Origin of the sequence: Methylobacterium organophilum (genome assembly GCF_022179465.1) — a bacterium.
Taxonomy (GTDB): domain Bacteria; phylum Pseudomonadota; class Alphaproteobacteria; order Rhizobiales; family Beijerinckiaceae; genus Methylobacterium; species Methylobacterium organophilum.
This window is the reverse complement of record NZ_BPQV01000008.1, coordinates 147639-172890: the sequence shown is the minus strand read 5'-3', so window position 1 is coordinate 172890 and position 25252 is coordinate 147639. Positions and strand designations below refer to the sequence as shown.

At 69.7% G+C, this 25252-nt stretch carries 22 protein-coding genes; 10 read left to right on the top strand and 12 right to left on the bottom strand.

Going from position 1 to position 25252, the window contains the following annotated elements:
- Positions 1–3 precede the first annotated feature (3 nt).
- On the bottom strand, positions 4–1173 hold the full coding sequence (gene lptF, locus MFF21_RS14775) for an LPS export ABC transporter permease LptF (protein ID WP_238311887.1): 1170 nt from the start codon (positions 1171–1173) through the stop codon (positions 4–6).
- A 240-nt stretch (positions 1174–1413) separates the two neighbouring features.
- Between lptF and MFF21_RS14770 the strand changes: the two genes are divergently transcribed.
- The 4 genes from MFF21_RS14770 to msrP all read left to right on the top strand — a co-directional run bounded on the left by MFF21_RS14770 (position 1414) and on the right by msrP (position 6407).
- Positions 1414–2910, top strand: coding sequence for a leucyl aminopeptidase (locus MFF21_RS14770; RefSeq protein ID WP_238311886.1), 1497 nt, complete (start codon positions 1414–1416; stop codon positions 2908–2910).
- On the top strand, positions 2907–3587 hold the full coding sequence (locus MFF21_RS14765) for a hypothetical protein (protein ID WP_238311885.1): 681 nt from the start codon (positions 2907–2909) through the stop codon (positions 3585–3587). The genes MFF21_RS14770 and MFF21_RS14765 overlap by 4 nt, the downstream gene beginning before the upstream one ends.
- Before the next feature lie 95 nt (positions 3588–3682).
- Positions 3683–5383, top strand: coding sequence for an AMP-binding protein (locus MFF21_RS14760; RefSeq protein WP_238311884.1), 1701 nt, complete (start codon positions 3683–3685; stop codon positions 5381–5383).
- A gap of 73 nt (positions 5384–5456) precedes the next feature.
- Positions 5457–6407 carry a protein-methionine-sulfoxide reductase catalytic subunit MsrP gene (gene msrP, locus MFF21_RS14755; protein WP_238311883.1) on the top strand — a complete coding sequence of 317 codons (951 nt, stop codon included), beginning with the start codon at positions 5457–5459 and terminating at the stop codon, positions 6405–6407.
- 119 nt (positions 6408–6526) lie between these two features.
- Here msrP and MFF21_RS14750 read toward each other — a convergent pair whose 3' ends face one another.
- From MFF21_RS14750 to carB, 7 genes are all read right to left on the bottom strand, one after another.
- Positions 6527–6787: a YARHG domain-containing protein gene (locus MFF21_RS14750; protein WP_238311882.1), complete on the bottom strand. Its 261-nt coding sequence runs from the start codon at positions 6785–6787 to the stop codon at positions 6527–6529.
- A 64-nt stretch (positions 6788–6851) separates the two neighbouring features.
- Positions 6852–7742, bottom strand: a complete 891-nt coding sequence (locus MFF21_RS14745) for a LysR family transcriptional regulator (protein WP_238311881.1) — start codon at positions 7740–7742, stop codon at positions 6852–6854.
- Between the two features lie 241 nt (positions 7743–7983).
- The gene (trxB, locus tag MFF21_RS14740; protein ID WP_238311880.1) at positions 7984–8961 is read right to left on the bottom strand and encodes a thioredoxin-disulfide reductase; all 978 of its coding nucleotides are present in this window, start codon (positions 8959–8961) and stop codon (positions 7984–7986) included.
- A 71-nt stretch (positions 8962–9032) separates the two neighbouring features.
- Positions 9033–10109, bottom strand: a complete 1077-nt coding sequence (locus tag MFF21_RS14735) for a mitochondrial fission ELM1 family protein (protein WP_238311879.1) — start codon at positions 10107–10109, stop codon at positions 9033–9035.
- 28 nt (positions 10110–10137) lie between these two features.
- On the bottom strand, positions 10138–10665 hold the full coding sequence (locus MFF21_RS14730) for a hypothetical protein (RefSeq protein ID WP_373325024.1): 528 nt from the start codon (positions 10663–10665) through the stop codon (positions 10138–10140).
- A 4-nt stretch (positions 10666–10669) separates the two neighbouring features.
- Positions 10670–11146, bottom strand: a complete 477-nt coding sequence (gene greA / locus MFF21_RS14725) for a transcription elongation factor GreA (RefSeq protein ID WP_238311982.1) — start codon at positions 11144–11146, stop codon at positions 10670–10672.
- Positions 11147–11257: 111 nt separating this feature from the next.
- Positions 11258–14731 carry a carbamoyl-phosphate synthase large subunit gene (carB, locus tag MFF21_RS14720; RefSeq protein ID WP_238311878.1) on the bottom strand — a complete coding sequence of 1158 codons (3474 nt, stop codon included), beginning with the start codon at positions 14729–14731 and terminating at the stop codon, positions 11258–11260.
- A gap of 316 nt (positions 14732–15047) precedes the next feature.
- Here carB and MFF21_RS14715 point away from each other — a divergent pair, with 316 nt between their 5' ends.
- A complete protein-coding gene (locus MFF21_RS14715) occupies positions 15048–15488 on the top strand; it encodes a pseudoazurin (RefSeq protein WP_238311877.1) in 441 nt (146 codons plus the stop codon).
- 90 nt (positions 15489–15578) lie between these two features.
- On the opposite strand, the gene MFF21_RS14710 is transcribed toward MFF21_RS14715, so the two are convergent.
- Together MFF21_RS14710 and carA are read right to left on the bottom strand one after the other, a co-directional pair.
- Positions 15579–15956, bottom strand: a complete 378-nt coding sequence (locus MFF21_RS14710; protein WP_238311876.1) for a hypothetical protein — start codon at positions 15954–15956, stop codon at positions 15579–15581.
- A 164-nt stretch (positions 15957–16120) separates the two neighbouring features.
- Complete coding sequence (gene carA / locus MFF21_RS14705; protein WP_238311875.1) at positions 16121–17362, bottom strand: glutamine-hydrolyzing carbamoyl-phosphate synthase small subunit; 1242 nt, start codon at positions 17360–17362, stop codon at positions 16121–16123.
- 195 nt (positions 17363–17557) lie between these two features.
- Here carA and MFF21_RS14700 point away from each other — a divergent pair, with 195 nt between their 5' ends.
- The 4 genes from MFF21_RS14700 to rpoD all read left to right on the top strand — a co-directional run bounded on the left by MFF21_RS14700 (position 17558) and on the right by rpoD (position 22755).
- Positions 17558–18016, top strand: a complete 459-nt coding sequence (locus MFF21_RS14700; RefSeq protein WP_238311874.1) for a GatB/YqeY domain-containing protein — start codon at positions 17558–17560, stop codon at positions 18014–18016.
- Positions 18017–18099: 83 nt separating this feature from the next.
- Entirely contained in the window at positions 18100–18495 is a 396-nt protein-coding gene (locus MFF21_RS14695) for a VOC family protein (protein ID WP_238311873.1), read from the top strand.
- 154 nt (positions 18496–18649) lie between these two features.
- Entirely contained in the window at positions 18650–20569 is a 1920-nt protein-coding gene (gene dnaG, locus MFF21_RS14690) for a DNA primase (RefSeq protein ID WP_238311872.1), read from the top strand.
- Between the two features lie 185 nt (positions 20570–20754).
- Positions 20755–22755 carry an RNA polymerase sigma factor RpoD gene (gene rpoD, locus MFF21_RS14685; protein ID WP_238311871.1) on the top strand — a complete coding sequence of 667 codons (2001 nt, stop codon included), beginning with the start codon at positions 20755–20757 and terminating at the stop codon, positions 22753–22755.
- A 78-nt stretch (positions 22756–22833) separates the two neighbouring features.
- Here the strand turns inward: rpoD and MFF21_RS14680 are convergent, their stop codons facing one another.
- Positions 22834–23100 (bottom strand): DUF2798 domain-containing protein, encoded by a 267-nt coding sequence (locus MFF21_RS14680; RefSeq protein WP_238311870.1) that lies wholly within the window; start codon positions 23098–23100, stop codon positions 22834–22836.
- Positions 23101–23402: 302 nt separating this feature from the next.
- On the opposite strand from MFF21_RS14680, the gene MFF21_RS14675 reads away from it, so the two are divergent.
- Positions 23403–24698: an adenylate/guanylate cyclase domain-containing protein gene (locus MFF21_RS14675; RefSeq protein ID WP_238311981.1), complete on the top strand. Its 1296-nt coding sequence runs from the start codon at positions 23403–23405 to the stop codon at positions 24696–24698.
- A 6-nt stretch (positions 24699–24704) separates the two neighbouring features.
- Here the strand turns inward: MFF21_RS14675 and MFF21_RS14670 are convergent, their stop codons facing one another.
- Positions 24705–25223, bottom strand: a complete 519-nt coding sequence (locus MFF21_RS14670) for a retropepsin-like aspartic protease family protein (protein WP_238311869.1) — start codon at positions 25221–25223, stop codon at positions 24705–24707.
- Between the last annotated feature and the right edge of the window lie 29 nt (positions 25224–25252).

Here is a 25252-nt window from a genome sequence, read left to right as displayed (position 1 = left end):
GCCTCAGCTCGTGCCGAGCCGCGGGCGGCGGGCGAACCCGTCGGTCAGGGACCGGAGGCGGCGGCCGAGGGTGGCGTTGGCGTGGCGCATCCGCGCCCCGTGGAAGATGAGCAGGCTCGACAGGGCGATGGCGAGGAGCGGCGTGGCGTAGACGAAGAACACCGCGCCCTGGCTGCGGGCGGCGGCGCTGCTCGCGGCGAAGCCCGCGATGCGCAGCACCACCACGGCCACGACGGCGCCGGCCACGGAGAGGCCGCGCCCGGAGCGGGTGGTCCGCGGGTCGCCCAGGGCCGCGAAGGCGATGAAGGCGAAGGCGAGGGGATAGAGCCAGGAGGAGAGCCTGTCGTGCAGCTCCGCCCGGAAGCGGCCCTTCTGCAGCTTGAAGTACAGCTCCTCCCGGTCGGGGAAGAAGAGCTGGCTCGTGGAGCGCTCCCGCGGCTTGTAGATCGTATCCGAATCGGGCGGCGTGAACGCCGCGAGGTCGACGGCGTAGCGCGCGAAGGTCACGATCGAGGAATCGCGGGAATCCTTCTGCTGGCGGTGCACGCTGCCCTTCTCCAGCACGAGATAGGTCTGCCCCTCGATCTCCGTGACCATGCCGCGTTCGGCGAGATAGACCACGGTCTTTCCCGGTTCGCGCTTGTCCTGGATGAAGAGGCCGTTGAGGCCCCCGTTCGGCCCGCGCTCGCGGAAATGGAAGGTGATGCCGTTGTCGAGGGTGGTGAACTGGCCCTCCTTGACGATGTTCGCGACGAAATCCCCCCGCACCCGGGTGAGCACGTCGCGCAGCTCCTGGAACGAGGACGGCATCACCTGGATCGTCAGGAAGGCGACCATGAAGCTCACCGCGAGCGCCAGGGTGAAGAAGGGCTTGAACAGCCGCCGCGGCGGCATGCCCGCCGCCGACATCACGATCAGCTCGGAATCGCCGTTGAGCTTGTTCAGGGCGTGGATCACGGCGATGAACAGCGCCATGGGCGCGATCACCGTGATCAGGGTCGGCAGCGACAGGCCGGTGATGAACAGGAAGATCAGGATCGTCTGACCCTTGGCGGTAATCAGATCGAGCTCGCGCAGGGCCTGCGTCACCCAGATCGTGCCGGTCAGCCCCAGGAGGCAGGCGAGGAAGGCCCCGAGCGCGATCCGGAATATGTAGCGCTGGATCTGCGTCATCCGCCGTCGGGTCCGGCCTTCATCGAAGCCTCGGGCGGATGCGCGAGGGGACGCGCGGCCGCCAGGCTGTTGCGGTCGCCCCCCGCTTCAACGCCCCCGGCTTGTCCCGCGAAATGGGCCGTTTCGCGGCAAGTGCCCGCGTTGCGTTCTTCGCCTCAGGGGGTACACAGAAGCGGCGCCCGCGGCATGTCAAATGGATAGCCGGGCAGCCGGCGCATCGAAGGGTGGACAACTTTTCCCATGGCGGACGGTATCGACATCGCTTTCCAGACGCTGTCCTCGCGCGGGCACGGCGACCTCGTGGTCTTCGTGGGCGACGACCTCGCCCTGTCGCAGCCCGCGGTCGAGGCGATCGGGCGCCCGGGGGCCGATCTCGTGGCCAAGGCGGCGGCGAGCGAGCGCTTCAAGGGGAAGTCGCAGAGCGCGATGACGCTGGCCGCTCCCGCCGGGGTCGAGGCCGACCGGCTGGTGGTGGTCGGACTCGGCGCGGAGAAGGACCGCGCCAAGATCGACTGGACGCTCCTCGGCGGCTTCACCGCCGGCAAGGTGGCGGGCCGTGACGCCCGCGCCGTGCTCGACTGGCCGGGGATCGCCGCCAGCGCCCGCGACCTCGCCGATTTCTCCCTCGGCGCCCGCCTGCGCGCCTACAGCTTCGACCGCTACAAGACCAAGAAGAAGCCCGAGGCCGAGGACGACCGCCGCACGGCACTGACCCTGCTCGTGGTCGATCCCGGCGCCGCCGAGAAGGCCGCCACCGAGGCGGCCGCGGTGGCCGAGGGCGTGATTCTCGCCCGCAACCTCATCAACGAGCCGCCGAACGTCCTCTATCCCGAGGAATATGCCCGCCGCGTCTCCGAGCTGACGAAGCTCGGCGTCGAGGTCGAGATCCTCGACGTGGCGAAGATGAAGGCGCTCGGCATGGGCGCCCTGCTCGCCGTGGCCCAGGGTTCGGCCCGGGAGCCGCGCCTCGTGATCATGCGCTGGAACGGCGCCGAGGACAGGAGCGCCCCACCCGTGGCCCTGATCGGCAAGGGCGTCGTGTTCGATTCCGGCGGCGTCTCGATCAAGTCGGCCGGCGGCATGGAGGACATGAAGGGCGACATGGGCGGCTCGGCCGCGGTCGTCGGCACGCTCCACGCCCTCGCCGCGCGCAAGGCCAAGGTGAACGTGGTCGGCGCCATCGGCATCGTCGAGAACATGCCGGACGGAAATTCCTACCGCCCCAGCGACATCGTCACCTCGATGTCGGGCCAGACCATCGAGGTCATCAACACGGACGCGGAGGGTCGCCTCGTGCTCGCCGACGTGATCTGGCACGTGCAATCGGCCTACAAGCCGAAGCTGATGATCGACCTCGCCACGCTCACAGGGGCGATCATCGTGGCCCTGGGCCAGGACATCGCCGGCCTGTTCTCGAACGACGACGATCTCGCCGCCAAGATCACCGCCGCCGGCGAGGCCGCGGGCGAGAAGGTCTGGCGCATGCCGCTGATCCCGGCCTTCGACAAGGCGATCGACTCGAAGTTCGCCGACATGAAGAACACCGGCGGCCGCCACGGCGGCGCGGCCACCGCCGCGGCCTTCATCAAGCGCTTCGTCAACGACGTGCCCTGGGCGCATCTCGACATTGCCGGCGTCGGCATGAGCTCCTCGCCGAGCGAGATCAACCGCAGCTGGGGCGCGGGCTGGGGCGTGCGCCTGCTCGACCGCCTCGTGCGCGACAACTACGAAGCGTGAGCCCGGCCGCGCTCCGGATCGCCGCGGCGCCTCCCGCCGCGGCGCTCGCCGTCCTGGCCCTCGTCTTCCTGACGGGATTCGATCAGCACGCGGCCTTGCCGCCTCTGCTCGGGCGCCACTTCTACGGCTTCTTCCTCGATCGCTACCCGCTCTTCGCCTTCGCGATTCCCTACGGGATCGCGCGCATCCTCGCCGCCGCCTGCGAGCCGGGCCCGGCCTCTATTCTCCGACGGGGGACCGGGGGCCTGGTCGCCCTGGGGCTGCTGCTCGCCCTCAGCCTCTATCCGACCTTCGGCGGCCTCGTCCTGCGGGCGGGCTTCATGCCGGGGGGCGTCGCCTTCCTGAACGGCATCCCGCTGAACCTCGCCTATCTCCTCGGGGCCGCGATGGCGGCGGTGGTGTTCCTGATTCCGACCGAACTCGGCGCGACCCTCGCCGCCGGGCGCTGGCCGGCGCGGGGCCGCCGACTCCGGGCCTTCGGCGCCCGGATCCTCGGCCTCGTCCTGCTGTTCCTGGCGCTCTGGTTCGCTGCGGCCGTGATCGGCCTCGCCCGCGACCTCGGCTTCGGTCCCTGGCCGCGCCGGCCCCTCGACGGACGGGACGCGGCGCTCGCGACGGGCCTGATCCTGCTCGCCTGTCTTCCGCACACCCTACTGGTGGCGCGGCGCCATCTGTAACGAGTCCCGCTTGATCCAGGGCGAGCGCAGCGATTAAGCCGGTCAGCCTAAGGGTGATCGAGGGATTCCTCGAGCAAACGCCCAGGGAGGATGGGATGCTCGATGACCGCTTCGCGGCGCGCCCGTGGCTGTCTGCCTACCCGGTGGGCGTCCCGCCCGAGATCGACGCCGATCGGCTGGGCACCCTGGTCGACCTGTTCGACCGCAGCGTCACGGATTTCGCCGAGCGTCCCGTCCTTCAGTGCTTTGGCGCGCGGCTGAGCTATCGCGACTTCGGAGCCGCGTCGGCGGCGGTGGCGGCCTGGCTCGCGGCAGAAGGCCTCGGCAAGGGCGACCGCGTCGCGATGATGATGCCGAACGTGCCGGCCTACCCGATCGCCCTGTTCGGCGCCCTGATCGCCGGCTGCACCATCGTCAACGTCAACCCGCTCTACACCCCGCGCGAGCTGACGCTGCAGCTCGCCGATTCCGGCGCGAAGGCGCTGTTCGTGCTGGAGAACTTCGCGCATACGGTCGCCACGGCCCTGCCCCAGCTCGACGCCTTGGAGCGGGTGGTGATCGTCACGCCCGGCGCCTGCCTGGGCATGAAGGGCCGGCTCATCGACGTCGCCTCCCGCCATCTCAAGAAGGCCGTGCCGCCTTTCCGGCTGCCGCCGAACGTCGCCGTCCCCTTCGAGGCCGTGCTGCGGGCCGGCCGCGGGCGGCCGCGCCCCGCCGTCTCCGTGACGCCGGACGACCTCGCCTTCCTGCAATACACGGGCGGCACCACCGGCATCGCCAAGGCGGCGATGCTGACCCACCGCAACATCATGGCGAACGTGGAGCAGGCCCGGCTCTGGTTCCAGGTCGCGGGCGAGGATCCGGACCGGCGGGTGATGATCACGGCGCTGCCGCTCTATCACATCTTCGCCCTGACGGCCTGTTTCTTCTTCTTCGTGAAGATCGGCGGCTGCTGCCTGCTCGTGCCCAACCCGCGCGACGCGGACGGTTTCGTGAAGACGCTGGCGAAGAACCGCTTCACCCATCTCGCCGGGGTGAACACGCTGTTCAACCTCCTGAACAACCATCCGAAATTCGGCAGCGTCGACTTCTCCGGCGTCCATTACGTCATCGGCGGCGGCATGGCGGTGCAGGCGGCGGTCGCCCAGAGATGGCAGGCGATCACCGGCACCAGCATCGTCGAGGGCTACGGCCTCTCGGAAACCTCGCCGGTCGTCAGCATCAACCTCGTCGGCCCCGATGCCTGGACGGGGACGATCGGCTATCCGATGCCCTCGACCATCGTCTCGATCCGCGACGCGTCCGGCCGTCCGCTGCCCTATGGCGAGGCGGGCGAGCTCTGCGTGAAGGGTCCCCAGGTCATGGCCGGCTACTGGAGGCGGCCGGACGAGACCGCCCGCGCCACCACCCCGGACGGTTTCTTCCGCACCGGCGACGTGGCCGTGATGGAGCCGAGCGGGCGCCTCCGCATCGTCGACCGGATGAAGGACATGATCCTGGTCTCCGGCTTCAACGTCTATCCGAACGAGGTCGAGGACGTGCTGGCGGCCCATCCGGCGGTGCTCGAATGCGCGGTGGTCGGCGCCCCGAACGCCGAGAGCGGCGAGATGGTGGTCGCCCATCTCGTGCTGAAGGACCCCAGCGTCACCTGCGAGGTCCTGACCGCCCATGCCCGCGCCCAGCTCACCGGCTACAAGGTGCCCCGCCGGATCGTGCTGCACGACAGCTTGCCGAAGACCAATGTCGGCAAGGTGCTCCGCCGCGCCCTCCGCGACGAAACAACACCCCCGGCCTGAGGCTGTAACCGGACGACGCTTCCCGCCGTATGATGCGTGAGAGAGACACGCATCGAAGCGGCGGAGCGGATTCATGCAGATCAGGCACAGGCGCGGCTGGGAGATCCCCGAGCGGCTCGCGACCCCGGAATCGGTCTTCCTCGACCGGCGCAGCCTGCTCGGCGGGGCGGCCGGCCTCTCCCTCGCCGCCTGGCTCGGCGACGGCGCGGCCCGGGCCGCCACGGATCCGGCATCCGCCTATCCGGCGCCCCGCAACGGGGTCTATGCCCTCGACCGTGCCGTGACGCCGGAGCGCTACAGCGGCGATTACAACAACTTCTATGAATTCGGCACCTCGAAATCGGTGCTGCCCGCCGCCGACCGGCTCAAGACCCGGCCCTGGACGATCCAGATCGACGGGCTCGTCGAGAAGCCCTTCACCATCGGCATCGACGAGCTCGTCGGGAAGATGGGGCTGGAGGAGCGCCTCTACCGCCACCGCTGCGTCGAGGCCTGGTCCATGGCCGTGCCCTGGACCGGCTTCCCCCTGGCCAAGCTCGTGGCCCTCGCCAAGCCGCTCTCCGGGGCGAAATACGTGGCGATGCAGACCTTTCTCGACCGTTCGATGGCGCCGGGGCAGCGCATGTTCTACCCCTGGCCCTATCTCGAGGCGGTGACCATGGCGGAGGCCGCCAACGACCTCGCCTTCGTGGCCACGGGCGTCTACGGCAAGCCGCTGCCCAACCAGTTCGGCGCGCCGATCCGGCTCGCTCTGCCCTGGAAGTACGGCTTCAAGTCGATCAAATCGATCGTGAAGGTCTCCTTCGTGGCCGAGCGGCCGAAGACCTTCTGGGAGGGGCTGGGCCCGACCGAATACGGCTTCTGGGCGAACGTGAACCCGGCGGTGCCCCATCCCCGCTGGAGCCAGGCGACCGAGCGGGTCCTCGGCACCGACGAGCGCGTCAAGACGCTGATCTACAACGGCTACGGCGAGCAGGTCGCCGGCCTCTACAAGGGGCTGGAGGGCGAGCCGCTGTTCATGTGAGGGCGGTTTCCTGCCCCTCCGGGGCGGGCGCGAAGCGGCCGGCGGGGACGGCGCCGGGGGTTCCAGGGGATCGGGGGGATGCGCACACCCCCAACGCGATCATCCGGAACGCTGCGCGCCTACGGGCAGCCGCGGGCGCGTTCGAAGGCTCTCAGCTCGGCCACGGCGCTGCGCTGGCGGGGGGAGAGGGGCACGTCGAGGAGGTTGTCGTAGCGGCAGCCGGCATTGCCGAAGGCGCGGATCGCCTTCGGCGTGGTGAAGCAGTAGCCCGCGTCCTTGTAGATCAGGTTGCGCTGGTACCAGGCCTCGTCGCAGCTCTGCGCGACGGCGCCCGTGGTCCCGAGGGCGAGGAAGCAGGCGAAGCCGGTCGCGATTCGCATGGGCTGATATTTCTCCCGTTCACCCGCCCCCGCCCACCGGGCGGCGGCGTCGAGGCGCGACGCCTCAGAAGGTCCAGCGCTGGGCCTTGGCCACCAGGAAGTCGCGGAAGGCCTGGACGCGGGCCACGGAGCGCATCTCCTCGGCATAGACGAGGTAGCTCTCCATGGTCGGCATCTCGCTCTCGCGCAGCACCTGGACGAGGTTCTCGCCGCCATCGACCGCGTAGTCGGGCAGGATGCCGACGCCGGCGCCGAACTCGATCGCCTCGTGCAGGGCGGCGACGTTGTTCACGGTGAGGCCGACCGGCCGACGTTCCTTGCCCTCGCGCCCGATGGTCGCGATGTAGTGGGTGGCGAGCAGGTAGGACGGCTCGTTGCCGCCGAAGGTGACGAGGCGGTGGTTGTCGAGATCCTCGATGGATTGCGGCTCGCCGAAGCGCTTCACGTAATCCTGGCTCGCGAAGGCGTGATAGTGGACCGTGAACAGCCGGCGCTGGATCAGGTCCGGCTGGGCCGGCCGGCGCATGCGCACGGCCACGTCCGCCTCGCGCATGGCGAGGTCGAGCTCCTCGTTGGTGAGGATCAGCTCGATGCGGACCTCCGGGTAGAGGTCGAGGAATTCCGGGATGCGCTGGGCGAGCCAGGAGGTGCCGAGCCCTACCGTGGTGGTCACCCGCAGGTCGCCGGAGGGGCGCTCGCTCGTCTCGACCAGGCGGGCCTTGGTGTTCTCCAGCCGGAGCTTCATGTCCCGCGCGGCGCGGAACAGCAGGTCGCCCTGCTCGGTGAGGATGAGGCCGCGGGCGTGGCGGTGGAAGAGCGGCGCTTTCAGCTCCCGCTCTAAGGCACTGATCTGTCGACTGACGGCGGATTGGCTGAGGCCGATGTCGTCGCCGGCGCGTGTGAAGCTCCCCGCCTCGGCGACGTTGAGGAAAATCCGGATCTTGTCCCAATCCACGGCCGTCACTCCCGTACGCACAGCCGGGCCAGTCGGACCGGATGAGCGGTTCCGCGAGCCTTCGCCTCAAACCTTTCCGGCCCCTCGGCCGGGCCGGCCCATGGATCGCCGAAGCACCCCATGGTTTCGCCGGCTCGGATGCCTGTCCCGCGAAGCTGCCTCACGCCGGCAGAGTTCACCCTAGGATTACAGGCTTGCGATTTGGTTTCGAGCGGCCGCGTGTCACCTTGCGGTCACTTGGTTACTCGGCTGCGGCCTGCTTCGGAAGCTCTCCCACCTCGAGATTCGCAAGAAACTTTTCCGCTTCGAGTGCGGCCATGCATCCCATCCCCGCCGCGGTGATGGCTTGGCGGTAGACGTCGTCGGTCACGTCGCCGGCGGCGAAGACGCCCGGGATCTCGGTCTGGGTGGTGCCCGGGGTCACGTTCAGGTAGCCGCCGTGGCGCATCGGCAACTGCCCCTCGAAGATCGCCGTGGCCGGCTGGTGGCCGATCGCCACGAACACGCCGTCGGTGGCGTGCTCGACGATCGCGCCGCTGCGGGTGTCCTTGAGGCGCAGATGGGTCACCGAGGGGGCGGGCTCCTTGGTGCCGCAGATCTCCTCGATGGCGTGGTGCCACGTCACGGTGACGTTCGGGTGCTTGAACAGGCGCTCCTGCAGGATGCGCTCGGCCCGGAACTCCCCGCGGCGATGCACGACGGTGACCGACTTGGCGAGGTTGGCGAGATAGAGCGCCTCCTCCACGGCGGTGTTGCCGCCGCCCACCACGGTCACGTCCTTGCCGCGGAAGAAGAAACCGTCGCAGGTGGCGCAGGCCGAGACGCCGAAGCCCTGGAAGGCCGCCTCGGAGGGCAGGCCCAGCCACTTCGCCTGGGCGCCGGTGGCGATGATGAGCGCGTCGCAGGAATAGGTCTCGCCGGAATCCGCCTCCAGCCGGAAGGGCCGCGTCTTCAGGTCGACCTTGGTGATGTATTCCGAGACGATCGTGGTGCCGACATGCTCGGCCTGGAGGCGCATCTGCTCCATCAGCCAGGGGCCCTGGATCGCCTCGGCGAAGCCCGGATAGTTCTCGACATCCGTGGTGATCATGAGCTGGCCGCCCGGCTGGAAGCCGGAGATCAGGAGCGGCTCGACCATCGCCCGGGCCGCGTAGATCGCGGCGGTGTAGCCGGCGGGGCCGGACCCGATGATCACGAGCTTCGCGTGGGTATGCGCCATGGTGTCCGGTCTCCTTGCTTCGCCCGTCCGTCCCGGCCCCTGCCGGCTTCGGGCGGGCGCCCGTGTCGCTGTCAGAATCCCCCGGTCCGGTTCGGGCCGCCGGCGGGACTGTCCGTCGTGCCGGGCGCGCCGGCAAGGCGCCCCCTGTGCCGGGCGAAGCTCGCCGCCAGCGCCGAAGCGATCTCCGGCGTCGCGTCGAGCGGCGCGTAATGCAATTCCTCCAGCCGGCCGATGAACGGCTTCAGGGCTCCCGCCATGGCGAGGCCCGCGAACATCCGCCGGTGCCGGATATAGGTCTTCGGCAGGTCGAACAGCAGGAGGGGCACGCCGGTGCTCGCCGCTTCCCCGACCATGTTCGCCGAATCGGAGGTGACCACGATCTGATCGGCGAGCGCCAGCATGCCGATATAGGGATTGTCGCCGGTCCCGTCCCAGAAGAAGCCGCCATGGGTTTTCGCCAGGGCCTGGAGCGCCGTGCGCAGGGCCGGCGGCGTGCGCCGCGACACGGTGAGCATCAGCGAGCAGCCGCCTTCGGCGAGCTTGGTGAGATCCGCCACGAGCCGCTGCATGTCGGCCTGGCCGTAGCTCAGGTGCCGGCTGTTGCCACCGACCAGCACGGCGATGCGCGGCCAGGGCAGGGCGGCGAGGCGCGGATCCGGCGCCCGGCGGGCGGCCTGCAGGCGCGCCTGCGAGACCGGGTGGGGCGCCGTTAGGGTGGTGAAGACGTTGGGGCCGCGCAGGTCGTCGTAATCCGGCACCCAGATGAAGTCCGCCGTGTCGTGGCCGGTGCGCGGATCCTTGAGGAAGGCCGTGAAGGTGCGGTTCCCCGAGGCGCGGCGGATCGCGCGCAGATAGGGCACCGCGCGGCGGCCGGAGGCGATCAGGAGGTCCGGCATGGCGCCCGCGAGCAGGCCGCCGGCGCGGCCCGGCGCGTCCCGCGGGTCGATGGGCCCCCAGGGCGCGGTCCAGACCAGGGGGCGGCCCCTCGGGATGCGCCGGATCTCCGCCTTGAGCGACAGGCTCTCGGCGATGCCAATGCACTGGTTCTCGTCGCCGGCCTTCCCGTCGGTCAGGATCCAGGCGGAGAAGCGGGAGAGGTCGGGCGGGGTGCCGCCGGCGCCCTCGGGCGCGGGGTGGGAACGGTCCACGGGGTTCGGTCCTGGAGCGCGGCCGGCCTCAGTCCAGCGGCAGGCTGCGGCGCAGCCACTGCGCGTAATGCTCGGCGATGGCGCCGACGCGCCGCCGTTCGGAGGCCGGATCGTACCAGGCGCCGCCCGAGCTCGCCGGCAGGGCCGAGAGCTGCGGATGCCGGGCCAGGATCTCGCCCCGCCGGCCGACGAGGAGGGCCTCGCCGTCGAGATAGTCGGTCTGGCTGCCCCCTCCGAGGCCGCTGCGCGCGGCGCCGCCCGCGCCCCCGGCGATCGGGTTGAGGGAGAGGCTGTTGACGAGGACGACGAGGGTCGGGCCGCCGGCGCCGATGCGGTCGGCGAAGCTCGCCCGCAGGGCCGCCAGCAGGTCCTGGCGCAGCGCCTCCGCCTGCGGGCCGCCTCCCCGGGCGAGCACCGGCCGGACGTCGACGCGGATGCCGGAGAAGCGGTCGTAGCCCTGCGCCCGCGCCCCGCCCGCCGCCGCGAGCACGACGAGGCTAAGGCCGAGCCGGACGGCGAGGCGCCGTCCCGCCCCGAGCCGCGCGGAGCCGGTCACGGTGTCAGGCGCTCCAGCGGACGGCGACGACCTCGTAGGACTTGCCGCCGCCCGGCGTCGTCACCTCCACGGTGTCGCCGACGCCCTTGCCGATCAGGGCGCGGGCGATGGGGGAGGAGATCGAGACGCGGCCCGAGCGCACATCCGCCTCCGGCTCGCCGACGATCTGGTAGGTCTTCTCTTCCTCGGTGTCCTCGTCGACGAGCTGCACCGTGGCGCCGAACTTGATCTTGCTGCCCGAGAGCTTGGAGGTGTCGATGATCTCGGCGCGGGCGATCATGCTCTCCAGCTCCAGCACCCGGCCCTCGTTGTGCGACTGCGCTTCCTTGGCGGCGTGGTACTCCGCGTTCTCCGAGAGATCGCCCAGGGCGCGCGCTTCGGCGATCGCCTGGATGATGCGGGGCCGCTCGACCTGCTGGCGCTGTTTCAGCTCCTCTTCGAGGGCTGCGAAGCCGCGGGCGGTGATCGGAAGCTTCTCTATGCTCATCGCAAATGCGCCACAATGAATAGGCCCGGCCGGAGCGGGGACGCTCCTTCCGGGCCGGAGAGGATGGGTGACGGGACCCCTGACGCCGCGGCCCCGCTTCGTGCTTCAGGCCGCGAAGTATTCCTGCAAGGCGCGCACGCGAAGATCGCCCTCGAGATAGGCTTTGATCCCCTCGGCTGCCGCCATCGCACCGGCGAGAGTGGTGTAGTACGGCACTTTATGCAAGAGGGCCGCGCGCCGGAGCGAGCGCGAGTCCGAGAGCGCGCCGGCCCCTTCCGTGGTGTTCACCACGAGGCTGATCTCGCCGTTCTTGATCGCATCCACGATGTGCGGACGCCCCTCCAGCACCTTGTTGATGCGCTGGGCCGGGATGCCCTCGTCCACGAGGTAGCGCTGGGTGCCGCTGGTGGCGAGCACGGTGAAGCCGAGCTCGTGCAGCAGCCGCATGGTCGGCAGGATGCGCGGCTTGTCCTCGTCGCGCACGGAGACGAACACCGTGCCCGAGCGCGGCACCGCGGTGCCCGAGCCGAGCTGGCTCTTGGCGAAGGCCACGCCGAAGCCGGTATCGAGCCCGATCACCTCGCCGGTGGAGCGCATCTCCGGCCCGAGCAGCACGTCGACGCCGGGGAAGCGGGCGAAGGGGAACACCGCCTCCTTCACCGCGATGTGGTCGAGGCGCTTGGGCTTCAGGCCGAAGCCCGCCAGCGGCTCGCCGGCCATGACGCGGGCGGCGATCTTGGCGATGGGCTCGCCGATCACCTTGGCGACGAAGGGCACGGTGCGCGAGGCGCGCGGGTTCACCTCCAGCACGTAGATCGTGCCGTCCTTGATCGCGTACTGGACGTTCATCAGGCCGCCGACCTTGAGGGCCAGCGCCATGGCCTTGGTCTGGCGCTCCAGCTCGGCCACGATCTCCGGCGACAGGGTGCGCGGCGGCAGGGAGCAGGCGGAATCGCCGGAATGGATGCCGGCCTCCTCGATGTGCTCCATGATGCCGGCGATGAACACGTCCTTGCCGTCGCAGACCGCGTCGACATCCACCTCGGTGGCGTCGGACAGGTAGCGGTCGAACAGGAGCGGGTTCTTGCCCAGCACCGTGTTGATCTGCCCCGTCTTGTCGTTGGGGTAGCGGGCGACGACGTCCGACGGGATCAGGCTCGGCAGGGTGCCGAGCAGGTAATCGGCGAATTCCTTCTCGTCGCGGATGATCGCCATGGCCCGGCCGCCGAGCACATAGCTCGGGCGCACCACGAAGGGCAGGCCGAGCTCGGCCGCCACCAGCCGGCTCTGCTCCACCGAATAGGCGATGCCGTTCTTCGGCTGCTTCATGCCGAGCTTGTCGAGCAGCCGCTTGAACTGGTCGCGGTCCTCGGCGAGGTCGATCGCGTCCGGCGAGGTGCCGAGGATCGGCACGCCGGCGGCTTCCAGCGCCCGGGCGAGCTTGAGCGGGGTCTGGCCGCCGAACTGCACGATGACGCCGTGCAGCGTGCCGGCCTGCCGCTCGGTCTCGATGATCTCCAGCACGTCCTCGGCGGTCAGCGGCTCGAAATAGAGCCGGTCCGAGGTGTCGTAGTCGGTCGAGACCGTCTCCGGGTTGCAGTTGACCATGATGGTCTCGTAGCCGGCCTCCGCGAGCGCGAAGCAGGCGTGGCAGCAGCAATAGTCGAACTCGATGCCCTGGCCGATCCGGTTCGGGCCGCCGCCGAGGATGACGACCTTCTTCTTGTCCGAGGGCAGGGCCTCGTCGACGACGGTGCCCGCGAAGGGCGCCACGTAGGTCGAGTACATGTAGGCGGTCGGCGCCTTGAACTCGGCGGCGCAGGTGTCGATGCGCTTGAAGACCGGCCGCACCTCCAGGGCGCGGCGCTTGGCGCGGACCTCCGCCTCCTCGAGGCCCGTCAGCACGGCGAGGCGGGCATCCGAGAAGCCCGCCGCCTTGAGCTGGCGGAAGGCGCCGGGGGTGGCCGGCAGGCCATGCGCCTTCACCCGGTTCTCCAGATCCACGATGGCCTGGAGCTGCTCCAGGAACCACGGGTCGATCTTGCAGGAGGCGTGGATCTCCTCGTGGCCGATGCCGAGCCGCATGGCCTGGCCGACCTTGAGCAGCCGGTCCGGGGTCGGCGTGCCGAGGGCCGCCTTGATGGCGTTGCGGTCGTCGCCCTTGCCGAGCCCCTCGATCTCGATGTCGTCGAGGCCGGTCAGCCCGGTTTCGAGGGAGCGCAGGGCCTTCTGCAGCGATTCGGCGAAGCAGCGGCCGATCGCCATGGCCTCGCCCACCGACTTCATGGCGGTGGTCAGCGTCGGCTCGGCGCCCGGGAACTTCTCGAAGGCGAAGCGCGGGATCTTGGTGACGACGTAGTCGATGGTCGGCTCGAACGAGGCCGGGGTCGCGCCGCCGGTGATGTCGTTGGCGATCTCGTCGAGGGTGTAGCCGATGGCGAGCTTGGCGGCGACCTTGGCGATGGGGAAGCCCGTGGCCTTCGACGCCAGGGCGGAGGAGCGCGAGACGCGCGGGTTCATCTCGATCACGATCATGCGCCCGTTCTCGGGGTTGATCGCGAACTGCACGTTGGAGCCGCCGGTCTCGACGCCGATCTCGCGGAGCACCGCGAGGGAGGCGTCGCGCATCACTTGGTATTCCTTGTCGGTGAGCGTGAGGGCCGGGGCGACGGTGATCGAATCACCGGTATGGACGCCCATCGGGTCCACGTTCTCGATGGAGCAGACGATGATGCAGTTGTCCGCCTTGTCGCGGACGACCTCCATCTCGTACTCCTTCCAGCCGAGCACGCTCTCCTCGATCAGCACCTCGTTGGTGGGCGAGGCGTCGATGCCCCGCTCGACGATGTCGAGGAATTCCTCCCGGTTGTAGGCGATGCCGCCGCCGGTGCCGCCCATGGTGAAGGAGGGGCGGATGATCGCGGGCAGGCCGACCTCGGCCAGGGCGGTCAGGGCCTGGCCCAGGGCATGCTCGATGTAGCGCTTGCGCCGCTCGCCTTCGCCCGACTGCCAGGCCCGGTCGAATTCCTCCACCGCCGCGGCGCGCACGGCCGGATCGCCGTTGGCCTGCTCGATCCGCGCCTTCTCGGCGAGGTACTTCTCCCGGTCGGCCTTCTTGGCGGCCGAGGCATTGGCCAGCGCCGATTTCGGCGTCTCCAGGCCGATCTTGGTCATGGCGTCGCGGAAGAGATGCCGGTCCTCGGCCTTGTCGATGGCCTCCGCGGTGGCGCCGATCATCTGCACGCCGAACTTGTCGAGCACGCCCATGCGCTTGAGCGAGAGCGCACAGTTCAGCGCGGTCTGGCCGCCCATGGTGGGCAGCAGCGCGTCCGGGCGCTCCTTCTCGATGATCTTGGCGACGATCTCCGGCGTGATCGGCTCGACATAGGTGGCGTCGGCCATGTCCGGGTCGGTCATGATCGTGGCCGGGTTCGAATTGACCAGCACGATCCGGTAGCCCTCCTCGCGGAGGGCCTTGCAGGCCTGGGTGCCGGAATAATCGAACTCGCAGGCCTGGCCGATGATGATGGGCCCCGCGCCGATGATCAGGATCGACGCGATATCGGTACGCTTGGGCATCTCGGGCCTTGTCACGGCCGCGCGCGCTCGGCCGCGCCCGGCCTTTGAGAAACGGCGGATCGGCGGCGAGCGTGCGGGCATAGATGGTCGTTGAGCCCCGCGTTTACACGCAGGCGTCCCGGTTTGAAAGTCCGCCGGATCCGCCTGTCCCGGGTCGAAGCCCCCGGGGCTGCGGGCTTCCAAGACCAAGGATTTGCTGAATATAGAATTGATAAAACTAAGAAGTGTTTATTCGTTTGCTTGCGATGTTCCGTTTTTATACGAGCATTTTATCAGCGAATCCGCTGATTTAAGTCATAACAATTCTGAGGAAAGCATGTCACTCAGCAGGGCTTTTGCGGCCGCCGCGCTCGTCGTGGCGGGCTCCGTCGGCGCGGCCTCGGCCGCCGAGATCGTGGTGAAGACGCTCAACAGCGGGCCGGGCGGATCGATGGTGTTCGACCCGTCCTTCGTGAAGATCGCCCCGGGCGACAGCATCAAGTTCGTGCCGCAGGACAAGGGGCACAATGTCGAGTCGATCAAGGGCATGGCCCCGGAGGGCGCCGACTATGTCAAGACGACGGTCGGCCAGGAGGCGGTCGTGACCTTCCCCAAGGAGGGGATCTACGGCTTCAAGTGCTCGCCGCATTACCTGATGGGCATGGTCGCCCTGGTCCAGGTCGGCGACAAGCACGAGAATCTGGAGCAGGCCAAGGCCGTGCAGCACGGCAAGCTCGCCCAGAAGCGCTTCGACCCGCTCTTCGAGAAGGTGCAGTGACCGGACGCTGAGGGCCGACGCGGCGACGAACGCGCGACGCCCGGGCCGTCGGGGACCCGGGCGTTGCCTTCAGGAAGAAAGAGCGTGGCGTCAGAAGCCGACCGAGAGGGCGGCGACGGCGCGGTCGATCGAGAGGTAGAACACGCCGAAGGCGACGAGAGCCGCCGCGGCGAATTCCGCCGCCTGATTCGGCAGGGTGCGGAACTGGCGCATGACCTCGCGGCCGAAGAAGACCGAGAGCCAGGCGAGCGTCAGCACGGCGGGCATGGCGAAGAGATAGGAGCCGGTGCTCTCGATCCGGTCGAGGGCGCGGGCGGGGTCGATCAGGGCGCGGATGTTGTGCACCCACGGCGCGTGCGCGGCGGAATAGAGCGCGGTGAGCCAGGACAGGCCCACGGCCACGCCGAGATGGAAGGTGAAGAGCCGGTGCAGCCGGGAGAACTCGTCCCGCGCCTGGTCGAACGTCATCCCGCAAACCCCCAAAGCGATCCCAGTGTCGACGGCCCGCCGGCGCTGGTTCGCTCGCGTCGGTTCGGGCCGCCTGATCAGGGCGGATTGCCGGGGAAGCTGGGGTTTTTTGTGGCTGAGCACGTCCGGACCGCCCGCGGCGGCCCGGTGTGGTTGCAAAGCCGCTATGCGTTGCCGCGGGAGGTCCGCGGATTGTCCTTCATCAGGGCCACGAAGCGCTCGAACAGGTAATGACTGTCCCGCGGGCCGGGGGAGGCCTCCGGGTGGTGCTGCACCGAGAAGGCGGGCCGGTCGGTCAGGGACAGGCCGCAATTCGAGCCGTCGAACAGGGAGACATGGGTCTCCACCGCCGTCTCCGGCAGGCTGTCCGGGTCGACGGCGAAGCCATGGTTCATCGACACGATCTCGACCTTGCCGGTGGTGTGGTCCTTCACCGGATGGTTCGCGCCGTGATGGCCCTGCCCCATCTTCACGGTGCGGCCGCCGAGGGCGAGGCCCATGAGCTGGTGGCCGAGGCAGATGCCGAAGGTCGGCACCTTCTCCTCCAGCAGCCGGCGGATCACCGGCACGGCATAGGCGCCGGTGGCCGCCGGGTCGCCGGGGCCGTTCGAGAGGAAGACGCCGTCGGGCTGGAGCGCCAGGATGTCCTCGGCAGGGGTGGTGGCGGGCACGACGGTGACGTCGCAGCCGGCCTCGGCGAGGAGGCGCAGGATGTTGCGCTTCACGCCGTAATCGATCGCGACCACCTTGAAGCCGGCGCCGGGGGCGCGGGAGCCGTAGCCGCCCTTCACCGCCCAGGTCGTCTCGCTCCAGGTCGAGCGCTCGCGGCTCGTCACCGGCGGCACGAGGTCGAGGCCCTCCATCGGCGCGAGGGCGGCGGCGCGGGCCTTCAGGGCCTCGCGGTCGAAAGTCCCGTTCGGATCGTTGGCGATCACGGCGTTCGGCATGCCGTGGTCGCGGATCAGGGCGGTGAGCGCCCGGGTGTCGACGCCGGTGATGCCGACGATGCCGCGGGCCTTCAGCCAGCCGTCGAGATGCGAGGAGGAGCGCCAGTTCGAGGGCTTGGTCACCGCCGAGGCGATCACGGCGCCGCGCACGCCCGAGGCCGGGGCCTGGTCGAGGCTCTCCAGATCCTCGTCGTTGGTGCCGACATTGCCGATATGCGGGAAGGTGAAGGTGACGATCTGCCCGGCATAGGAGGGATCCGTCAGGATCTCCTGATAGCCGGTCATCGCCGTGTTGAAGCAGACCTCGCCGTCGGCGATCCCGGTCTGGCCGATGCCGAAGCCTTCCAGCACGGTGCCGTCGGCGAGCACCAGCAGGGCGGTGGCGACCGGCTCGGCCCAGGGCTCTGGCTGGCCGCCCGCGGGTTGCGTGCGCGGCAGGGCGCTCTCGTCTTGCAGCATCGATGCGATCCAGATTATCTCCGCCGCCTTCCCGGCGCCCGGCTGGCGGGGCGCGTCGGGCATGGCAGGGCGGCAGCGTCTTCCGGCGCTCATACCGACCCGGCCGCGCCGGGGTCAACGTGGCCACCGTCGCGCCGCTGTTCAAGCCGGGGCAGGCCAGCCCCGGCCCACCGAAAGCCCTCAGGAGACCGTCCGATGCTGCGCGAGCGCCTCACCGCCGAGATGAAGGAGGCCATGAAGGCCGGCGAGAAGCAGAAGCTCTCGACCATCCGCATGATCCAGGCGGCCCTCAAGGACAAGGACATCGAGGCCCGCGGCGCCGGCAAGGGCCAGTCGAGCGAGGAGGAGGTGCTGGCGCTCCTCCAGAAGATGATCAAGCAGCGCAACGAGGCGGCGGGCGTCTACGAGCAGGGCGGCCGGCCGGAGCTCGCCGAGAGCGAGCGGGCCGAGGCGGCGATCATCGCCGGCTTCCTGCCCCAGCAGATGGACGAGGCCGAGACCCGCGCCGCCATCGCCGATGCCATCGCCGAGACCGGCGCGGCCGGCCCCAAGGACATGGGCAAGGTGATCGGCGCCCTGAAGGGCAAATATGCCGGCCGCATGGATTTCGGCCGGGCGAGCGGCCTCGTGAAGGACGCACTCGCCGGCAAGTAGGATTTCGAATCGGGCTGTAGCTGGCGGTTGCGCCGGCGGCGGCGCGCGGCGATCCTCCCGTCGAGCGATTCGGGAGGACGCCGATGCCGCGGGCCGAGATCATCCCCTACCTGTTCTACCGCGACGTGCCGACGGCGCTGGACTGGCTCGCCCGGGCCTTCGGCTTCATCGAGGAGAGCCGGCACCCCACGCCGAGCGGCGGCCTGCATGCGGAGATGCGGCTGGAGGGCTGCCGGATCATGATGGGGCAGGCGGCGGGGCAGGGGACCGGTGCCGAGCGGATCGGCCCGCCCGCGCCGGGCGGGCGCGCCACGCAGGGCGTCTTCGTCTACCTGCCCGACCTCACCGCGCATTTCGCCGCGGCGAAGGCCGCGGGCGCCGAGATCCCGGCGGAGCCGGCGGATCACGGCTACGGCCTCACCTACACGGCCTACGACCTCGACGGGCATCCCTGGTACTTCACGCAGATGTCCGGCTGACGAATCCGCGCCGCCGGTGTCGGAGGCTGCCGCGGGCGGTGTGAGCCGGGCCACCGCCGTACCCAGCGATCCACAGGCCGACCCGCGGGACTCCGGGCAGCGATCTGCGGTATCGTCGGCGTTTGACGGATCGATCCGGACCCCGCCCCAGCCCGTGCGCTACCCGCCCCACATCCTCGACGAGATCCGCGTCCGGCTGCCGCTCTCCGAGGTGGTCGGGCGCCGGGTCCGGCTGAAGAAGGCCGGCCGCGAATGGCGCGGCCTGTCGCCGTTCAACGCGGAGAAGACTCCCTCCTTCTACGTGAACGATCAGAAGCAGTTCTACCACTGCTTCTCATCGGGCAAGCACGGCGACGCCTTCACCTTCCTGATGGAGACCGAGGGCGTCAGCTTCCCGGAGGCGGTCGAGCGCCTCGCCTCCGAGGCGGGGGTGAGCCTGCCCAAGCTCTCCCCGGAGACCGAGCAGGCCGAGAGCCGCCGCAAGGGCGCCCTCGAGGTGATGGAGCTCGCCACGGTCTTCTTCGAGGAGCAGCTGCGCGGGCGCTCCGGCACGGAGGCGCGCCACTATCTCGACCGGCGCGGGCTCGGCCCCGAGACCCGGGCCCGCTTCCGCCTCGGCTACGCGCCGGGCGACCGCTACGCCCTGCGCGACCATCTCGCCGGCAAGGGCATCGACAAGGAGACCATGTCGGAGCTCGGCCTGCTGGTGGCTGGCGAGGGCATCTCCGTGCCCTATGACCGCTTCCGCGACCGGGTGATCTTCCCGATCCTCGACATCCGCGGCCGGGTCATCGCCTTCGGCGGCCGGGCCATGCAGGCGGATGCCCGGGCGAAGTACCTCAATTCCCCGGACACGCCGCTCTTCCACAAGGGGCAGGTGCTCTACAACCTGCACGCGGCCCGCAAGGCGGCGCACGAGCGCAGCACCATCATCGCCGTCGAGGGCTATGTCGACGTGATCGCGATGACGCTGGCCGGCCATCCCAACGCCGTGGCGCCGCTCGGCACGGCGCTGACCGAGGAGCAGCTCGGCCTGCTCTGGCGCCAGGCGGCGGAGCCGATCCTGTGCTTCGACGGCGACGGGGCGGGCCGCCGCGCCGCCTACCGCGCCCTCGACGTGGCCCTGCCCCTGCTGGAGCCGGGCAAGTCCCTGCGCTTCGCCCTGCTGCCCCAGGGCCAGGACCCGGACGACCTGCTGCGCTCCGGCGGCGCCTCGGCCATCGACAAGGTGCTGGAGGGCGCCCGGCCCCTCGTGGAGATGCTGTGGGCGCGGGAGACCGAGGCCGCGCCCCTGGACACCCCCGAGCGGCGCGCCGGCCTCGCCCGCACCCTGCGCGAGACCGTCTCCGGCATCCGCGACGAGACCGTGCGGCGTTTCTACCGCGACGAGATCGAGGGCCGGCTGCGCGACCTCTCCGGCCCCCGCGCCCGGGGCGGGGGCGAGCGTGCGCCCTTCGAGCGCTTCGCCCCGCGGGGTGGCGGGCCGGGTCGCTCCCGCTTCGGCGAGCCGGCCTCGCCGCGGCTCACCGCCAAGTTCAGCCCGCTCCTGGCCTCCGCCGCCGCCCCCGCGCCGGGGGGCGCCTTCAGCGAGCGCGAGGCGATGATCGTCTCCTGCCTGCTCGTCCATCCCGAGCTTCTCGTCATCGAGGAGGAGGATCTCGCGCAGCTCGACCTGCACAATCCGGATGCGGATGCCCTGCGCTCGGCTCTGCTTGACCATGCAGCGGAAGCGGGGCACGGGGAGCAGGAACTCCTGCAGAGTCGCCTCGACCGGCAGGGACTCGGCGAGGCCGCGGCCCGACTCGCCGCCCTGGTGCGGCCCGGGGACCGTTGGGCGCTGGATTTGCATGCGGATCCGCAGCGCCTGGAGCATACCGTGCGTCAGGCCGTGATCTTGCACCGCAAGGCGGGAGCGCTACATAGCGAACTTCTTCAGGCGGAACGGGCGCTTGCCGAAGACGAATCCGAGGCCAATTTCGCGTGGCTCTGCGACGTCAAGGCGCGACAGGCCGTCGTTGCCGCTGCGGAGGTCGAGAAAGAGCCGTCGGACGGAAGCGATTTTTCGGGGCCGTGACCCGCGGGAGATACCCTTCAGGTGAGCGCATGGTTAACGCTCGGTCAAGCACCGTAAGCGCATAGCAACGATTGACAAGATGGGCGGCCATTCGCGAAGGGCCGCAGCGGGAAGTGATCACGGTGCCGTCGATGCGGAGCTTTCGCGGCTCCCCACGGCATCGGTTCTGGAACAATAGGCTGGGCATGGCAACGAAGGCAACCGAGCGGGACGAGGCTGACGTCGCTCAGGAACAGCAGTCCGATGGGCCGCTGCTCGATCTGACCGATGCCGCCGTCAAGCGCATGGTGAAGCTCGCGAAGAAGCGCGGCTACGTGACCTACGAAGAGGTCAACGAGGTACTGCCCGACGGCCAGGTCGACGGCGACCAGATCGAGGACGTCCTCGCCCAGCTCGACGACATGGGCATCCGCGTCGTCGAGGCGGAGGAGACCGAGGACACCCCGGCCGAGCGTCCCGCCAACGGCGAGGCCGCCGAGGAGGAGGAGACCGCCGAGGGCGGCGAGGTCGCCGAGGCCTCCCCGTCCCGCGCCGTCGCGGTCGCGACCACCACCACCCGCGAGCCGGCCGACCGCACGGACGATCCCGTGCGCATGTACCTGCGCGAGATGGGCTCGGTGGAGCTCCTGTCCCGCGAGGGCGAGATCGCCATCGCCAAGCGCATCGAGGCCGGCCGCGAGGCGATGATCGCGGGCCTCTGCGAGAGCCCGCTCACCTTCCAGGCGATCATCATCTGGCGCGACGAGCTGATCGAGGGGAAGGTTCTCCTGCGCGACATCATCGACCTGGAGGCGACCTATGCCGGTCCCGACGGTCGCAATGCGCCCCAGGTCGCCGAAGGCGAGGGTGAGGAAGGCGAGGACGCCGAAGGCCCGACGCCGCCCGAGGGCGGCGACGAAGAAGACGACATGGAGAACAACGTCTCGCTCGCGGCGATGGAAGCCGAGATCAAGCCGCGCGTTCTCGAGACCTTCGACAACATCGCCAACAACTACCGCAAGCTGCGCAAGCTCCAGAACGAGGAGGCCGCGCTCAAGGCCTCCGGCGGCGCCTCGGCCCCCGGCCAGGACAAGAAGCAGGCCGAGCTGAAGGACATCGTCGTCGGCGAGGTGAAGTCACTCTCGCTCAACGCCAACCGCATCGAGGCGCTGGTCGAGCAGCTCTACGACATCAACAAGCGCCTCATCAGCCACGAGGGTCGGCTGATGCGCGCCGCCGAGAGCCACGGCGTCGCCCGCGACGAGTTCCTGCGCCACTACCAGGGCTGGGAGCTCGATCCGAACTGGATGGAACGCGTCGGCACGCTGGGCGGCAAGGGCTGGAAGAACTTCGTCGAGAAGGGCGGCCGGCAGGTCGCGGATCTGCGCGAGCAGATCCTGACGCTCGCCTCCGAGACCGGGCTTCAGATCGGCGAGTACCGCAAGATCGTGAACATGGTCCAGAAGGGCGAGCGCGAAGCCCGGCAGGCCAAGAAGGAGATGATCGAGGCGAACCTCCGCCTCGTGATCTCGATCGCCAAGAAGTACACGAACCGCGGCCTGCAGTTCCTGGACCTGATCCAGGAGGGCAACATCGGCCTGATGAAGGCGGTCGACAAGTTCGAGTACCGCCGCGGCTACAAGTTCTCGACCTACGCCACCTGGTGGATCCGGCAGGCGATCACCCGCTCGATCGCCGACCAGGCCCGCACGATCCGCATCCCGGTGCACATGATCGAGACGATCAACAAGATCGTCCGCACCTCGCGCCAGATGCTGCACGAGATCGGCCGCGAGCCGACCCCGGAGGAGCTGGCCGAGAAGCTGGCGATGCCGCTGGAGAAGGTGCGCAAGGTCCTCAAGATCGCCAAGGAGCCGATCTCGCTGGAAACCCCGATCGGCGACGAGGAGGATTCGCATCTCGGCGACTTCATCGAGGACAAGAACGTCGTCCTGCCGATCGATGCGGCGATCCAGTCGAACCTGCGCGAGACGACGACCCGGGTGCTGGCCTCGCTCACGCCGCGCGAGGAGCGCGTGCTGCGCATGCGCTTCGGCATCGGCATGAACACCGACCACACCCTTGAGGAGGTCGGCCAGCAATTCTCGGTGACCCGCGAGCGCATCCGCCAGATCGAGGCCAAGGCCCTGCGCAAGCTCAAGCACCCGAGCCGCTCGCGCAAGCTCCGGAGCTTCCTCGACAACTGAGCGGAGCGCCCGGCGCTCCCGTTCCGACGAGACCAGCCGGCCGTGCCCCCTGGCGGGGCGCGGCCGGTTTCTTTTGCGTCAGGAGGCGGCGGGCGCGACGAGCAGGCCGACGATGCGCCGGACCAGCGGCATGACCAGCAGCAGGGTCGGGAAGGCCACGACCCAGGAGATGGCCCAGGCGCCGGGCCAGGTCTGCAGGAAGGCCGCGCTGAAGCCGAGGCTCTTCAGGGTCGCGATCCCTGAGACGACGAAGGTCATCATCAGGCTGAGCACGAAGGGCATGAGGATGGCGGCATAGCGCGCCGGCAGCCGCCGCAGGGCGAGAGAGTTCTGAGAATTCGGCATGGAAACGTCTTTTGTCGAAGGGTCATCGTCAGGTTTCGGGAAAGGACGCCGCGCAACCGGTTCGACGAACCCGGAGGGAGCGTTGCCTGACGTGAGACGCTTACGGCCCGGCCTGATGGCACGGAACGACGCAGAATTAATGAGTGTCACGGAGGAAGCCAAGCCGTTCCGGTGGACGGCTGGCGAAGTTTTTTCGTGCCGGATACGCGTACGGCGCTAGATTCCGATCGAATGCGCGCAGAAGGATTTCGCGCTTCGGCCCGACCATTGCGGTGCTCCGCCGCCGAACCCACCTTGGCCATATGCTCGACGAGGACATTCCCCACCCTCCGCCGACGGCCCTCGCCGACGGCTCGGAAGCCGAGGACGTGCCCTTCGGCGCGATCCAGCCCAGCGTCGCGATTCGCGACTGGCTGCTGAGCGAGGGCGCGCGCCTGCCCAAGGCGGACGACCTGCTGGCCGGGCTCGCCGAGCGCCTCAACGCCATCGGCGTGCCCGTGGACCGGGCCTCGACGGCGATCGACACCCTGCATTCGGAGTATTCCGGCGTCGGCCGCGTCTGGAACCGGGAGACCGGCTCCACCGTGCGGCTGTTCCCGCACGGGGAGGCCTCCGAGGCGGCCTACCGGGCGAGCCCGTTCCACGCGGTGCACCAGTCCGGCGAGTGGATGATCCTCGACCTCGCCGAGACCGAGGAGACGCGCTTCGAGATCATCCCGGAGCTGAAGGCGGGCGGCTACACCACCTATGTCGTCGTGCCGGTGTTCTTCACCAACGGCACCCATAACGGCATCACCTTCGCCACGCGGTCGGCGGAGGGCTTCCGCGACGACCACATCGCGATCCTGCGCTTCATCATGCCGGCGCTGGCCGCGGTGATGGAGATGCGCATCGTCAACAAACAGCTCGACCAGGTGCTGCGCATCTATGTCGGGGACGAGCCGCACCGGGCGATCCTGGCCGGCGACATCCGCCGGGGGCAGGTGCGGCGGATCCGCTCCGCGATCCTGTTCGCGGACATGCGCGACTACACCCAGCTTTCCGCCGACCTCACGCCTGAGGAGGCGGTCGATCTCCTCAACGTGTTCTTCGACTGCCTCGTGCCGGCCATCGAGCGGGAGGGCGGCGAGGTGCTGAAATATCTCGGCGACGGCCTGCTCGCGATCTTCCGCGAGCCGGGCGACGATCTCGGCGGGGCCGCCAAGAGCGCGCTGACCGCGGCGCAGGACGGCTTGCGCGCCCTCGACGAGGCCAATGCCGTGCAGCGCTTCGGCGCGCAGCCGGTGGCCGCGGGCATCGCCCTCCACCACGGCGAGGCGGCCTACGGCAATGTCGGCTCCGGCACGCGGCTCGACTTCACCGTGATCGGCCGCGACGTGAACCTCGCGAGCCGCCTCGCGCGGCTCAACCGGCCGCTGGGCGAGCCGCTGCTGATGTCGAAGCCTTTCGTCGACTTCCTGTGGGGCGACCCCGAGCCCCTCGGCGAGCATCCCCTCGACGGATTCCGGGACAAGATGGCGGTCTACCGCCCGGGCCGGAAGCCGGCCCCCGCCCTCGATGTCGGCCGCCGCCCGGCGCGGGAGGCGGCGGAGGCCTGACTGGCCTCAGCTGCGCAGGGTCAACCGCCCGCCGGCGATGTTGAAATCGTGCAGGCGGCGCAGGAAGGACATCCCGAGCAGGTTCATGTGGAGGCGCCCGCGGGGCACCACCACCGCCTCGACGTCGCGCACGCTCACCGCCCCGATCCGGACCTGGTTCAGCCGCACGGGGGCGACCCGGATCACGCCGTTGGCCGTCGCGACCTCCTGGCGGAATTCCGACGGGCTAGGCCGCAGGCCGATGCGCTCCGCATCTTCCTCCATGATCACGCAGGCGCTCGCGCCGGTATCGACCACCATGCGCAGGCTGCGCCCGTCCACCACGGCCTCGGTCAGGAAATGGCCTCGCTCGTCCGCGTTCAGCGTGATCGCGTTGGGCGCCGTGGTCACCACCGGCGTCACGGCCCCTCCCGGCGCGGCGACGGCCGCGGTCTCGACGGGCGCTGCGGGCTTCCGCCCGATCCGCGTCGAGGCGACGCCGCCGACGAGGCAGCACACGCCGAGTGCCAGGATGATCTGCCGCATGGGAAGGCCTTCGCCCGGGATCCTTAGGC